General features: G+C 48.0%; 12 protein-coding genes and 5 pseudogenes. 9 read left to right on the top strand and 8 right to left on the bottom strand.

Annotated elements, in window-relative coordinates; genetic code table 11:
- Positions 1-219: 219 nt before the first annotated feature.
- Both HV477_RS13860 and HV477_RS13865 read left to right on the top strand, forming a co-directional pair.
- Positions 220-3195 carry a salicylate synthase gene (locus HV477_RS13860; protein ID WP_175065101.1) on the top strand — a complete coding sequence of 992 codons (2976 nt, stop codon included), beginning with the start codon at positions 220-222 and terminating at the stop codon, positions 3193-3195.
- A 4-nt stretch (positions 3196-3199) separates the two neighbouring features.
- Entirely contained in the window at positions 3200-3655 is a 456-nt protein-coding gene (locus HV477_RS13865; RefSeq protein ID WP_175065102.1) for a methyl-accepting chemotaxis protein, read from the top strand.
- Positions 3656-3718: 63 nt separating this feature from the next.
- Here the strand turns inward: HV477_RS13865 and HV477_RS13870 are convergent, their stop codons facing one another.
- Positions 3719-4075: a hypothetical protein gene (locus HV477_RS13870; RefSeq protein WP_175065103.1), complete on the bottom strand. Its 357-nt coding sequence runs from the start codon at positions 4073-4075 to the stop codon at positions 3719-3721.
- 121 nt (positions 4076-4196) lie between these two features.
- Here HV477_RS13870 and HV477_RS13875 point away from each other — a divergent pair, with 121 nt between their 5' ends.
- From HV477_RS13875 to HV477_RS13890, 4 genes and pseudogenes are all read left to right on the top strand, one after another.
- On the top strand, positions 4197-4607 hold the full coding sequence (locus tag HV477_RS13875) for a transposase (protein WP_175065141.1): 411 nt from the start codon (positions 4197-4199) through the stop codon (positions 4605-4607).
- Positions 4604-4955: pseudogene (gene tnpB, locus HV477_RS13880) on the top strand (IS66 family insertion sequence element accessory protein TnpB). Before HV477_RS13875 ends, tnpB begins: the two are co-directional and overlap by 4 nt.
- Positions 4956-4985: 30 nt before the next feature.
- Positions 4986-5525: pseudogene (locus HV477_RS13885) on the top strand (IS66 family transposase zinc-finger binding domain-containing protein); the annotation flags it as partial.
- A 120-nt stretch (positions 5526-5645) separates the two neighbouring features.
- Positions 5646-6272: a LysE family translocator gene (locus HV477_RS13890; RefSeq protein ID WP_175065104.1), complete on the top strand. Its 627-nt coding sequence runs from the start codon at positions 5646-5648 to the stop codon at positions 6270-6272.
- 17 nt (positions 6273-6289) lie between these two features.
- Here the strand turns inward: HV477_RS13890 and HV477_RS13895 are convergent.
- The 5 genes and pseudogenes from HV477_RS13895 to HV477_RS13915 all read right to left on the bottom strand — a co-directional run bounded on the left by HV477_RS13895 (position 6290) and on the right by HV477_RS13915 (position 8983).
- Positions 6290-7518, bottom strand: a pseudogene (locus HV477_RS13895) (IS3 family transposase).
- Between the two features lie 44 nt (positions 7519-7562).
- Positions 7563-7922 (bottom strand): hypothetical protein, encoded by a 360-nt coding sequence (locus HV477_RS13900; RefSeq protein ID WP_175065105.1) that lies wholly within the window; start codon positions 7920-7922, stop codon positions 7563-7565.
- A complete protein-coding gene (locus HV477_RS13905) occupies positions 7919-8449 on the bottom strand; it encodes a hypothetical protein (RefSeq protein ID WP_175065106.1) in 531 nt (176 codons plus the stop codon). Before HV477_RS13905 ends, HV477_RS13900 begins: the two co-directional genes overlap by 4 nt.
- Positions 8442-8627 (bottom strand): hypothetical protein, encoded by a 186-nt coding sequence (locus HV477_RS13910; RefSeq protein WP_175065107.1) that lies wholly within the window; start codon positions 8625-8627, stop codon positions 8442-8444. The genes HV477_RS13905 and HV477_RS13910 overlap by 8 nt, the downstream gene beginning before the upstream one ends.
- The gene (locus HV477_RS13915; protein ID WP_175065108.1) at positions 8624-8983 is read right to left on the bottom strand and encodes a hypothetical protein; all 360 of its coding nucleotides are present in this window, start codon (positions 8981-8983) and stop codon (positions 8624-8626) included. Before HV477_RS13915 ends, HV477_RS13910 begins: the two co-directional genes overlap by 4 nt.
- Positions 8984-9118: 135 nt before the next feature.
- On the opposite strand from HV477_RS13915, the gene HV477_RS13920 reads away from it, so the two are divergent.
- The 3 genes and pseudogenes from HV477_RS13920 to HV477_RS28430 all read left to right on the top strand — a co-directional run bounded on the left by HV477_RS13920 (position 9119) and on the right by HV477_RS28430 (position 11015).
- Positions 9119-9472: a hypothetical protein gene (locus HV477_RS13920; protein WP_175065109.1), complete on the top strand. Its 354-nt coding sequence runs from the start codon at positions 9119-9121 to the stop codon at positions 9470-9472.
- A gap of 301 nt (positions 9473-9773) precedes the next feature.
- A pseudogene (locus tag HV477_RS29015) lies at positions 9774-10264 on the top strand (ISAs1 family transposase).
- A pseudogene (locus tag HV477_RS28430) lies at positions 10248-11015 on the top strand (ISAs1 family transposase). Before HV477_RS29015 ends, HV477_RS28430 begins: the two co-directional pseudogenes overlap by 17 nt.
- Positions 11016-11076: 61 nt before the next feature.
- Here HV477_RS28430 and HV477_RS13930 read toward each other — a convergent pair.
- Both HV477_RS13930 and ompC read right to left on the bottom strand, forming a co-directional pair.
- On the bottom strand, positions 11077-11472 hold the full coding sequence (locus tag HV477_RS13930; RefSeq protein WP_175065110.1) for a hypothetical protein: 396 nt from the start codon (positions 11470-11472) through the stop codon (positions 11077-11079).
- 369 nt (positions 11473-11841) lie between these two features.
- Positions 11842-12957: a porin OmpC gene (gene ompC, locus HV477_RS13935; protein ID WP_175065111.1), complete on the bottom strand. Its 1116-nt coding sequence runs from the start codon at positions 12955-12957 to the stop codon at positions 11842-11844.
- Positions 12958-12981 lie beyond the last annotated feature (24 nt).

Genomic DNA, 12981 nt, shown 5'->3' on the forward strand with positions numbered 1-12981 from the left:
TCCTCTCCACCTGCATGAGATAGTCAAAATATGTTGCGCTTTGGTTTAGTTATGTTGTTTTATAGCATGGCATCAATGATAGTAATAATCATTATCATTTTTAGCGTAGAACTAGCAACCCTGACGGCATTTATATTTCTCTTAAATCGTTTTTGGAGTTAAATTCTGACAGCACAATAAAAACCAGTATATTTCTCTATTGAAAACAGGAAAATTCATATGAATAAGTTGCTAAAAAAAGCCATTGCACGCGAAAAGCCCGTTAACTGGCCTGATATAACCCTTGGCTCTTTACTCTCCCACCTCGCAGAGCAATTTACAGGACGACCTGCGGTATGCTGTGGCCCGGACCAAATGACCTATCTCGAATTGGCGGATAAGTCTGATCGTTTCGCCAATTACCTTCATCAGGCAGGAGTGCGTAAAGGTGACAATGTCCTACTTCAACTCCCCAATTCCATCGGATTTCTGGTGGCGTTATTCGCTCTGTTCAGACTGGGTGTGAGACCAGTACTGGCCATGCCAACACAAGGGGAAAACGATTTAGAAACATTGTGCCAGATCGCACATCCACGCATGTGGATACATCCAGATCACTATCTGGCACATGATTTTCAACCACTGGCCACACGCATTGCTGAATGCCTCCCCACCCTACAACAGGTGGTCGTATATCAAGCGGATGATCCTGACTGTACGTTAAGATCTTTCTGTCAGTGTGCTCCACTCAATCAACAAGATGCCCCCACTGTGGATATGGAGGATATCGCCCTGCTACTGCTTTCAGGAGGGAGTACGGGAACACCTAAGCTGATCCCTCGTACGCATGCTGATTATCTGTACAATGTAAGCATAATGGCTGAGATATGCAGAACGAACACCGACACGGTATATCTTGTTACACTCTCCGCCGCTCATAACTTCACACTTTCCTGTCCGGGTATTCTTGGTGTACTTCAATCGGGAGGAAAAATTGTGATGGCGAGAACCCCCTCCTGCGATGAAGTTTTCCCGCTTGTTGAACAGCACCGGGTTACCATGACATCACTTGTTCCACCGTTATTAGCACTCTGGCTGGAGTACCGGACGTGGGATGAAAGCGATTTAAGTTCTTTAAGGTTATTACAAGTGGGTGGGGCCAAACTGGAAAGCACGCTGGCAGCTCGCGTAAAACCAGAATTAGGGTGCCAACTTCAGCAAGTATTTGGTATGGCAGAAGGTCTTATCTGCTGTACCCGCCTGGATGATGCTCCAGAAGTGATAATGCATACACAAGGACGTCCAGCTTCTCAATGGGATCGGTTGCGCGTTGTCAACGCAGATAACCATGAAGTGGGTATAGGTGAAACAGGTGAGTTATTAACACAAGGTCCCTATACCATCACAGGCTACTACTGTGCACCGCAGCAAAATCTCACTAGCTTTACCCAAACGGGCGAATACCGATCCGGAGATTTAGTCCGACTGACTGCGGAGGGGAATGTCATTGTTGAAGGCCGTATCAAAGAACTAATTAATCGCGCAGGTGAAAAAGTAAGTTGTACGGAACTAGAACAATGTATAGCCCGACATCCAGATATTGAAGACTGTGTTGTCGTGGGTGTGAAGGACTCAGACCTGGTAGAACGAATCTGCGTCTGCCTTTCTGAGCGTCATCGTATTTCACTGGCTGAGTTACGCATTTTCCTACAGCAACAAGGATTGAGTAATTTTAAACTCCCAGATCAGTTATTGTCCGTCGCCAACTGGCCTGTTACTCCAGTGGGTAAAATTGATCGCCGTCAATTGGCCGTGATGGCTCGACAGCAAACCGATAATGCTGACCTGCACCTGTTTCAATCGATGAGTGACTACAGACCTCTCCCTGTATTAGCTGAGGAAATGCCGTTGCATGCCTCTCCCCTTGATGTTGTCTGTAATTTTCTGGCTCTTCGTCCGGAAAAATGTCTGGCATATGAAAAAGATGCATGTTGGCACATTGGATTCGATGCTTTAGCGGAGATACACCTCTACAAAGACCGCTGTGAATTGCTAATGCCGGGGAAATGTCAGCGCTTTAGCCATCAACATGATTATCTGCACAGCTTGCAACAGGCACTGAATGCGCTGCCTTTTTCACGCTGGCGTGCCCTGGGTGTCGGTGATTTCGAATTGTCATATCTGTTTCATGATTTACCAGCGCAAGTTCCTACCAAACGACCACTGCTTCAACTATTAATACCGCGTTTTGAACTGATGTTGACCGAAGGCAAGGCACATTTAAAAGCCACAAATAGCACAGAGATCGCACTGCTTCGTGAGCAGTTGATGGCAGCCGATCACATCTATACACCGGTTGAATTAGAGCCGGGACGTCATCTTGATGTGCGTGAAAGGTTGAGTCAGGATGATTCTGAGACCTATAAGCAGCAGGTAAAAGAGGCCATTGAAGATATACAGCACGGAAAGTACCAAAAAGTGATCCTCTCACGTCGGATATTCCTTGATGAATCGCTGGATCTGGTCGCCAGCTACCACTTCGGCCGGCGCCATAACACCCCGGCCCGTTCGTTCCTGGTCAATTATAACCAACATCAATTCATGGGATTTAGTCCAGAGACCATTGTAGAAAGCACTGCGCAAGGGATTCTTTCCACACAACCACTAGCAGGAACTCGCGCGCTTAAAGCAGACGAGCAAGAGAATACCCGACTGCGTGAAGAATTGATTAGCGATACGAAAGAAATCGCTGAACATGCTGTCTCTGTAAAGTTAGCTTTTGACGAATTACGACAGGTTTGTGTTCCGAACAGCGTGAGTGTACAAAAATTTATGCAGGTTTTGCCTCGTGGAACAGTACAGCATCTGGCATCACAACTCCAGGGCACACTGGCCGAAGGACGCAGTTGTTGGGATGGACTGAAAGCACTGTTCCCGGCAGTGACTGCATCTGGCATTCCGAAACGTGCAGCACTGGAAGCCATCGCGACTCGAGAAGTTGAACCTCGAGGGGCTTACAGTGGTACCGTATTAATGCTGGATAGTGACGGCGCACTGGATGCCGCGTTGGTATTGCGCTCACTCTATCATTTAGAAGACGGTTTCGCTCTTCAGGCCGGAGCAGGTATTGTCGAACAATCTCAGCCAGTAAGGGAGTATACGGAAACGCTGGAGAAGTTACAGAGTATTGGTCTATATCTGATTACAGAACGATAAAGAGATGCGCGCCGCTGTCGGAGATAACGCCTCAGTGGAAGCCGCCAGAGCCGGAGAGCAGGGACGCGGCCTTGCCGTGGTGGCCAGCGAAGTCAGGATCCTTGCCCTGCGTTGTGCGGAGTCCGCAAAAGATATCGCCGCGCTCATCACCTCCGCCACCACCCTGATACAGGAGGGGGTGGCTCTGGCGGAGAATGCTGAAGTATCCATGAGTACAATGAATGATTCCATCAGCAACGTCTCGCACGTTATCGGGGAAATCGCCATCAGTTCTGAAGAACAGAACAGGGGAATACAGCAGGCCCGCATGGCCGAGAATGAAGTTGACCGGATAACTCAGCAGAATAACCGGATGGCAGAACAGTCCACCTCCCTGGTGAGCGCTCTGCAGCAACTGACTGAACAGTTAAACCACGAAGTTGATTTATTCAGGCTGCCGGACAACACACTGCTGCACTGATACCTGCTGCGGGGAACGGGCATTCCGCTTCCCCGCCAGACGTTATGGTCAGACATTCCGCAGTTAACCCGGAGCGGTAACGTTCTGCCACCCTCTCCGGTTTCTGGCGTCCGCTGACGTTATCCGTTCGGTAAAATAAATATTCCTTGCCGTAAAATGCGTACCGTCCAGCAGCCAGATATCCTGCGTACACGGCTCGCTGGTCAGCCTTTCCAGGCAGGTACGGCGGGCGTCAACCAGTTCCGCCTGTATACCAAACCTTACGCGCTCCTCTGTCTCAAACTCAATAAATCTTACCCAGGTGTACAGTTGCCTTGTTTTCCGGCTGGCGGCGTACAGGATGTAACTGACGGCACCGTACGAAGGTCCCGTTTTCCCCGCAATCTCCTGGACCGAAATATCTCCTCGGGATGCATACAACTCATGTATTAGGCGACAATAACTCAGTCCGGGTAAGCGTAAACTGACCGCCGTATGTAGCCTTTAAGCCAGTGCTGGTAACTTAGACGTCCACCTGTACAGACGGACATCTAAGTATGGAATCTCAATCCTGGCGAAAGAACCCCGTAAAATTTACTCGAACGACTTCAAACTTCGTATAGTTGAACTTGCTTCCCGCCCTGATGCCTGCATTGCGCAGATTGCCCGTGAAAACGGCATCAACGACAACGTTATCTTCAAATGGCTACGACTCTGGCAGAAGGAAGGTCGCGTATCACGTCGTCTTCCCGCAACCATAAACACTTCAACATCACCGACGTTGCTTCCTGTTGAGGTGATATCTGACACGACACCATCAGGCGAATTAAAAACAGAGCCGGAGCTGTTACCTGTGCTGAATGCAGCTTCCTGCTGCGTGGAGTTCCGTTACGGTAAAATGACGCTGGAAAAACCGTCATCAGAACTACTGGCAGTACTGCTCCGCGAACTGACCGGGAGGACAGAAAAGTGATGAATCTGCCATCAGAATGTCGTATCTGGCTGGTTGCCGGTGTGACGGATATGCGTAAATCCTTCAACGGACTGGGGGAGCAGGTACAGTCTGTACTGAATGACCCCCCCCCACTCCGGCCATATCTTTATCTTCCGGGGCCGGAAAGGCGATATGGTAAAGGTGCTCTGGGCCGATAACGACGGCATGAACCTGTATGTAAAACGACTTGAGGAAGGGCACTTCATCTGGCCTGCTGCCAGAGATGGAAAGATCGTCCTGACCCGCTCACAACTCACCCTGCTGCTTGACAAGCTGGACTGGCGTCAGCCAAAAACTTCCCGCCGCAATATCCTGAAAATGTTGTAATTTACAGGCTGAAAATATTATAAGGCGGGAATGAATAAACCACTTCCCGCCCGTCTTGCTGAACTTGAGAGACTGCTCATCCAGCAGGCTGAGGAGCTACGTCAGAAAGATACTCAGCTCCGTCTTATCGAAGAGACGGAGGCCTTCCTGCGCACAGCGCTCGCCCGTGCCGAAGAAAAAGTTGAAGAAGGTGAACGCGAAATCGAGCGTCTTCGTGCCCAGTTGGAAAAACTGCGCCGGATGTTGTTCGGTACCCGTTCAGAAAAACTTCGCCGACAGGTTGAAAAAGCCGAAGCCCTGCTTAAACAACAGGAGAGCGAAAGCGACCGTAAGAGCGGGCGGGAAACAGATCCACAGGTTCCCCGCCAGCTAAGGCAATCACGGCATCGTCGCCCGTTCCCGGAACACCTTCCCCGCGAGATAAACCGGCTGGAGCCTGCCGAAACCTGCTGCCCGGAGTGCGGTGGAGAGCTGGACTTCCTGGGTGAGGTCAGCGCGGAACAACTGGAGCTGGTCACCAGCGCCCTGAAGGTTATCCGCACAGTGCGGGTAAAAAAGGTCTGTACAAAATGGATAACGGGCAGTAACTGCCGTACCAGACGGAGGTAAATAATGGTATAACGGGTTTTTTAACAATGATCAGACCTGTATTTCTGCTGGTATATTGTAATTTTTGGCGAGGTTCACTCTATGTCCCTGACTGCACTTATGGCTTTTGCTCTAATTATGTCAGCCGGTATCGTAACACCGGGCCCGACTGTTCTGTTGTCCCTCAATAATGCTGCCCGCTTTGGTATCAAACGGGCTGTATGGGGAATATCTGGCGCGGTAGTTGCAGATATACTTCTGGTTGCCCTTGTCTGGCTGGGGCTTGGTGTGGTACTCACTGCATCAGAAACGCTTTTTGTGACTCTGAAATGGATCGGGACTCTATGGCTTGCCTTTATTGGCTTACAAATGTTGCTTTCTTCCGATTCTTCTCTACCTGGTAACAGGGGAGATGTAGCTCCTGCACCACAGGCGCTTTTCCTGAAAAGCTTTTTTGTTGCCATGAGTAACCCCAAATATTATATATTCATGACAGCATTACTCCCGCAGTTCGTAAATATGACACAACCTGCTTTACCACAGTATGCCAGTCTGGCGGCCGTTATTGTTTCAATCGACGTGACGGTGATGCTGAGCTATGCCACATTGGGTAAAAAGTCTGTCAGGATCTGGAAAGCTAATGGCATCAAATGGATGAACCGTATCAGTGGGACATTTCTGCTTATCCTCGCGGGTTCCGTCGCCCTGTACCGGAAAAGCAGTACATAATATCAGTGGATTGGCCCCTATATTTCCATACACTTTTTATCACTTAACCCATTACTGGTTCGCCGCCGCAGATATTCCCGTGGCGAACGATATCCCAGTGCACTATGCGGATGCCATTCGTTGTAATGTTCGAAGGCCTCCGCAAGGTTCTTTACCGCTGTTAACCCGTCGGGCTTCGGCATGATGCTGATGTAATCGCGCTTCATCGTTTTCACGAAGCTCTCCGCCATCCCGTTGCTTTCCGGACTGCGTACCGCCGTATGTTTAGGCTCCAGTCCTACCATTCTGGCGAACTGACGCGTCTGATGAGAACGGTAGGCTGAACCGTTGTCTGTCAGCCACTCAACGGGGGATGCTGGCAGACTGTTACCGAAGCGACGCTACACTGCATCCAGCATGACGTCCTGCACGGTTTCACTGTCATATCCACCGGTACTGGCTGCCCAGTGCAGTGCCTCGCGATCGCAACAGTCCAGCGCGAACGTGACCCACAGTTTTTCACCGTTATCACAGCTGAACTCGAAGCCGTCAGAGCACCACCGATGGTTACTTTCTCCAACGGCTACTTTCCCTCTATGCGCCCGCTTCGAGGCCGGTATTGCTGGTTTACGCTCAAGCAACAGCGCATTCTGACGCATGATTCGGTATACGCGTTTGGCATTCAGCACCGCCATGTCGTCAGTTTCTGATTGTCTGCGCAGCAGTGCCCATACCCGACGATAACCATAGGTGGGCAGATCGCCGATAACGGTATGGATACAGGCCAGCGCTTCAGTATCATCAGGTTTGCGCTTGCACCGACAATCCTGCCAGTCCTTTGACCGTCGGGCCATGGCATGCAGTTGCGCACGTGATACCCGGAGGCAACGACTGACAAGACTTATTCGCCATCCTCCGGCAACAAGGGCACATGCGCTATCCACTTTTTTTGTCGGCCATATTCAACGGCTTCTTTCAGCAGCTCGTTTTCCATGGTTTTTTTGCCCAACAGGCGCTGCAGCTCTTTAATTTGCTTCATCTCAGATACCAGTTCCGACGCGGGCACAACCTGTTCTCCTGCGGCAACGGCTGTGAGGCTACCTTCCTGATACTACTTACGCCACAGGAACAGCTGACTGGCAGCAACGCCATGCTGACGGGCGACCAGCGATACGGTCATTCCGGGCTCAAAGCTCTGCTGAACAATGGCGATTTTTTCCTGAACACTGCGCCGTCTGCGTTTCTCTGGGCCTAAAACATTAATCATCCGGACTCCAACGACTAGTCTAAAAACTAGTATTAAAACTATCACTAATTTAAGTGATACCAACTGTCTGGAGATTCAGGGGGCCAGTCTAGGCGGTCTCGGATTAGTTGCGCTGTATTTTCTATCAGTATCCGAATATTAAAAAGATACACGGCCATCTCCTGAAAACTTTTAGCCTCGCCTATCTGCATTAGCCTTGTCTGTATCTGAATTTCAAGTAACGCATGAATGATTTTATTTTCATCTAAATAAGGATGTTTAAGATTACTGCGTATGTTTTTTACATCTTCGTTTAATAGATTTACATATTCAATAAGTGAAGTTATTTTATCGCTCTTACTTTTTCCTGGTCTGGTTCTGTTGATATCCATAAGTAAGAAATGAATTTTATTCAGTCTTGTCATTTGAAATATTTCCCATGCTTCCCGCCCGCTGGTGATGTGATTATTCTTTGCAGTGGTCTTGATAGTTCTGATATGGAATAACTGAAAGGCTCCACGTCTTCCAGTTCGTCTATATAGATGGCTGTAGACTCGCGAACATAAACCGCAAAAAACTCTTTCCCTCTGTCTGACAGTATACCCTTGTGCTTGTAGTCAAAATAGAAACTAGCACACGCGCCAACTATGAAGCGAAAGCGATCGCGATTCACGTCGGGAAGTAATAACGAAAGGTCTACAGGTTCGTATCTGTTTTTTTCTGGCAGTAAATCCGATCGGTAATCCCACCAGACACTAACCCTGAATTCATCATGTCCGGTATCACACCAGTTTATTACTGTAGGCTTGCCGCATACGGTTATATTTGCGTACCCCTCGGCTGTCATTCTCCTGTATCTGAACATCAAAGGAAGAACGCCAGCTCTTATCGCTTCATTGATGGCGTGGATCATTAGCTTTCTTATTCGTTTTTTGTGTTCTGCCTTACTCATTACCTGATAGCTCCTTACCACTTTCAGCCTCCGCAATTCGTAGAAGGATATTTAACGATCTGGCTGCTTCTTCAATCCATGTTCTGCCCACATCAACCCGTCCCGTTTTGATATGTTCAATCCCTTTTTTCAGTTGCGCCGATACGCTATACAGCCTTTCCAGTTCATCCGGTTTCATCGGCTCACCCTCCCTGCGTCGCGGTTCTCTATATGGAGTATCCACCAGCCAACAAGTCCGATAAGATCCGTTAGCTTGTCGCTTAGTCGCTCGTCGGGTTTTTCTCCCTTACTCAATTTTTCGCTCATCAATGTATTAATCTCATCAAGCGCCGGAAGAATATAACCAGCCTCAATATCTGTTAGTTTGTGTCGCCGCTGGCGCTCCTTCATCACGGCGGTTACGTGCTCCACATAGCCAATAAGTGCCGTTATCTGGTCGCTGATAATCTGCCCGTGATGAAAATACGGTTTTTGTAATTCGATAAGGTCATCTATTACATCAAGGCGATTGTATATGTCAGTGAGTATTGTCATGTTGCTGCCCTGCATCGTGTTTAGTGTTAAATGAGAAGCATTAACAAAACATCACACTTTCAGCACCACAATTGCAACACTTCAGAAAATTCTTATTGTAGGATGGTACTGTCATACAATAAGGAATCCCCCACCATGAGACTGACCAACAACAAGAAAACGATACTGAGTTACTTTGAACCGGATAACCACGAATGGGTGACACTTGAGATTGGCTCGCCTCCATTTGATGTGTCCGGTGTGACGTTCCTGCTTTATGGTTCATATCACAACCGTCACAACCTCGAATCCGCAAGACGAACACTTGAAGCAATGGTAAAAGACGGGCTGCTGGAAAGAATCAGGATAAGGGAAACGCGGAATACTCTTCACGGTGAAACTACAGCAACCGTAATCCGCTACGGCCTGCCCGGTCAGTGTGCTGTAGTTCGTGATAGTGACGGGGAAAAAGACGCTATTGATGGTGAGTGTATTCGGCTGCCTGAGTAGCGGTATTGGTTGCGCCGTTCGTAGCCATACAGCCAGTTAGTTCCCCTTGACAACTACGCACTGCCAGCACGATTTTTTAACTATCCGGGTTGTTTAGCACTGTGTGTTTCGTTGACGAGGGGGGGTCATGATAAAAGTACCTAAATGGTTAACACATTACTCAAGCGTTGAAATATTTATAGTTTGTTTTACATCTGCGGCTTTATCTCCTCACCTGTGTCAGTGGCTGAATGTTTGCCAGTACTCGTGGATTGTATGGCAGGGCAATCGCACCTAAATCAGCTTGACTGAATGAGTCTGCATGTGTTCTGTTGTAATTTTTACTGGGTCACCAACTCAGCCATTATTGCAGCATTTTTCTCACCTTAAAGACCCCAGATTTAAACGAACACAGCTTCATCCGCTGGAAAACATCCTCACTATAGCTATATGTGCGGTCATGTGTGGTGCGGAAAACTGGACTGAAATTGAAGATTTTGCTTATGCCAAAGAAGATTCTTTAGCCAGATAATCGATCTGAGTAATGGTATTCCTTCACATGATACTTTTGGCAGAGTTTTCGCTGCTCTTGACCCTCGTGCTTTTGCGGAAGGATTTACGGCATGGGTACAGACACTGGTTTCTGACTGGAGCGACGACATTGTTGCCATTGATGGTAAAACGATGCGTCGTTCTCTCGATAAAGCGAATGGTAAAGCTGCATACGCGCATCGATGCCGATCACGATTTCGCACCGTTGCCGATCGGAGTTGGATGCGAATCAGTGATCGATCTCATGCGAATATGCAGTAAAGCCGCAGTCCATCTTGTCAGTGCATTTTCTGCCCACAACCGCCTGGTACTCGGCCAGGTTAAAGTCGGTACCAAATCAAATGAAATAACCGCTATTCCTGAGTTGTTGAAACGCCTCACATTATCCGGCTGTCTGGTGACACTGGATGCTATGGGCTGCCAAAAGAAAATCACATCGAATATCAGGGAAGCCGGAGCAGATTAAGTGCTGAGTCTGAAAGGTAATCAGCGGGAACTGTTTGATGATACCCAACGTTATTTTGACTGGTGCGAGAGTCATCCTGAGAAAAAATATCGGCATGATGATACCGATGCAGGCCATGGTCGGATTGAACGTCGCGTGGTTGAAACTGTTGATGTCGAATGGCTTACCAGTCGCGCGTTATGGACTGACCTGCAAAGTCTGGTACGAGTACAAAGTGAACGACATACGGGTGAGAAAATCAGCTACGAAACGCGCTATTTTCTCAGCTCATTACCAGCCAGTGAGGTGGAACGCATCGCTCATGCCGTCCGGGCGCACTGGCAGGTTGAGAACGGACTGCACTGGTGTCTCGACATAGCCTTCTCAGAAGATCAACAACGTATGCGGGAAGGTAATGCCACTTCAAATATGGCGTTGTTGAGTAAAATCGCCCTCAATCTGCTCAAACACACAAAATCTAAAGTAGGAGTCAAAAGCCGCCGGAAGCGTGCTGGCTGGGATAATGCCTTCCTGCTTCATGCGCTGGGGAAAGCTTCATCTATTTAGATGCGATTGCCCTGAGTACACATAAGCAATCGGTGCTGATTTCTCTATGATGCCCGGAATATCATAATTTTCTTGTTTCCTTAAGACTGTTACGTCTGTGGGGATGTTCAATCCATCTGATGGTGATATCAGGGTGTTTTTGATATAAAACGTCAGCGATTTTATTTGCACAGTAAGCCAGAGAGTCAAAAGCATCTTCGCCGCCTGAATGCATGTATAAAGAAACAGCATTTTCATTAATCGTGTAATGAAGCCATACTCCACCACAGTACCAGCATGTGACGTTTTTTCCATCAACACAGGTGCATCCTTTCTCCTGTTCATCCAGCCATCGAAGAAGGGTATTTTCTGTCTGTATAGTTATAGCTGAAGTAATAACCGCTTCCAGAAGAACATCATCACATGGTTTCCGTTTTTTACATTCCCATCTGTAATTTATTTTATAAAATCTTTGCATGGTTACCTCCGGAGTAACAAATCTCTCCACAACTGTACCAGATCCGGGAAGTCACTGTCAGCATCACGACTGCGCTGGCGTCTTACACCAGTAATCCCCGTAATAACGGGTAGTGCATATCTTTCCTGTTGCATATTATACCGCTTATACATACTGCAACGTATAAAACAGCAGAACATTATAAGTACTCTGAAGCTAATTTTATTCCCCAACGCGGGGATCACAGGAAAACGGTTAACCTGTTGATATACCAGGTATTAAAAAAGGGACACCATGCAGTGTCCCTGAGTGTCCGAAAAATGAACAAAATAACAGCAGGCATACAGATCGAGGGTTAATGATCTGCGTCCTTCCCCCGGGTATCAGTTCTCAGAACTCATACACCAGACCGGTCGCCACCAGGTTATCAGTACCCAGACCCGCCGGGTTATTGTCTTTCAGCAGGTTGATTTTATAGTCAATATAGGCGGACATGTTTTTGTTGAAGTTATAGGTGGCACCTACATCAACATATTTCACAAGATCGAAGTCACCATAACTCGTATCTTTTGCCTTAGACTGAAGGTAAGCAATGGACGGCTGAAGCCCGAAATCAAGCATATACTGTGCGACAATTTCGTAGCTGTCAGTTTTATGAGCAAAGAGATCCGTCGCTCCAAAATCCATGGCCATCTGGCTGTTCTTGTCAGCTTCAAACCACTGTGTATTGACGGCATGAGCATAGGTGGCTGCCAGATAAATATTATTGGCGTCGTATTTCAGACCCGCAGTCCAGACTTCTGCCCGTTTAGCAACAGCGCTATTTTGTTCATATGTGCGACGGGAATTACTGTATGCCGTCCCCACGCCAAATCCGGCATCGCCTTCCCAGGTCACGGACATACCGTAACCGTCACCATTCTGGTGTTTTGCTTCACGGTCCTTGCCGTTATTACTTTCTCCCTCTCCCCCGTTTTTACCCTGGTACTGCAGACTGAAATTCAGCCCGTCAACCAGACCAAAGAAATCCGTGTTATGGTACGTCAGGAGACCGTTTGCACGCCCGGTCATAAACCTGTCTGCCTCTTCATAGGTGTCATTACCAAATTCAGGCAGCACGTCGGTCCAGGCACCAATGTCATAAATAACACCATTATTACGGCCATAATCAATGGAGCCAAAATTAGCAAATTTCAGACCGGCAAACGCCAGGCGGGTGGCATTTCCTTCTGTGCTGCCTTCATCATGATTAGCCTGAATATTATATTCCCACTGACCGTACCCCGTCAGTTGGTCATTAATCTGCGTTTCGCCCTTAAAACCAAAACGGGCATAGGACTGGTCGCCATCGTCGCCTTTATCTTTGGAAAAATAGTGCAGACCATCAACTTTTCCGTAAAGGTCAAGTTTATTTCCGTCTTTGTTGTAAACCTCTGCCGCATCGGCCATTCCTGCCATCATGACCGTCACTGCCACTGCTGATAATGCCACTGTTAACTTTTTCATTATTTTTTCCTCTTCAGAGTGAAC

It is taken from the genome of Salmonella sp. SG203 (assembly GCF_013350575.1).
GTDB lineage: Bacteria > Pseudomonadota > Gammaproteobacteria > Enterobacterales > Enterobacteriaceae > Salmonella > Salmonella enterica.

Coding starts and splice junctions, on each gene's coding strand:
- HV477_RS13860 (WP_175065101.1), top strand. CDS start 220: ATGAATAAGTTGCTAAAAAAAGCCATTGCACGCGAAAAGCCCGTTAAC.
- HV477_RS13865 (WP_175065102.1), top strand. CDS start 3,200: ATGCGCGCCGCTGTCGGAGATAACGCCTCAGTGGAAGCCGCCAGAGCC.
- HV477_RS13890 (WP_175065104.1), top strand. CDS start 5,646: ATGTCCCTGACTGCACTTATGGCTTTTGCTCTAATTATGTCAGCCGGT.
- HV477_RS13900 (WP_175065105.1), bottom strand. CDS start 7,922: ATGACAAGACTGAATAAAATTCATTTCTTACTTATGGATATCAACAGA.
- HV477_RS13905 (WP_175065106.1), bottom strand. CDS start 8,449: ATGAGTAAGGCAGAACACAAAAAACGAATAAGAAAGCTAATGATCCAC.
- HV477_RS13910 (WP_175065107.1), bottom strand. CDS start 8,627: ATGAAACCGGATGAACTGGAAAGGCTGTATAGCGTATCGGCGCAACTG.
- HV477_RS13915 (WP_175065108.1), bottom strand. CDS start 8,983: ATGACAATACTCACTGACATATACAATCGCCTTGATGTAATAGATGAC.
- HV477_RS13920 (WP_175065109.1), top strand. CDS start 9,119: ATGAGACTGACCAACAACAAGAAAACGATACTGAGTTACTTTGAACCG.
- HV477_RS13930 (WP_175065110.1), bottom strand. CDS start 11,472: ATGCAAAGATTTTATAAAATAAATTACAGATGGGAATGTAAAAAACGG.
- ompC (WP_175065111.1), bottom strand. CDS start 12,957: ATGAAAAAGTTAACAGTGGCATTATCAGCAGTGGCAGTGACGGTCATG.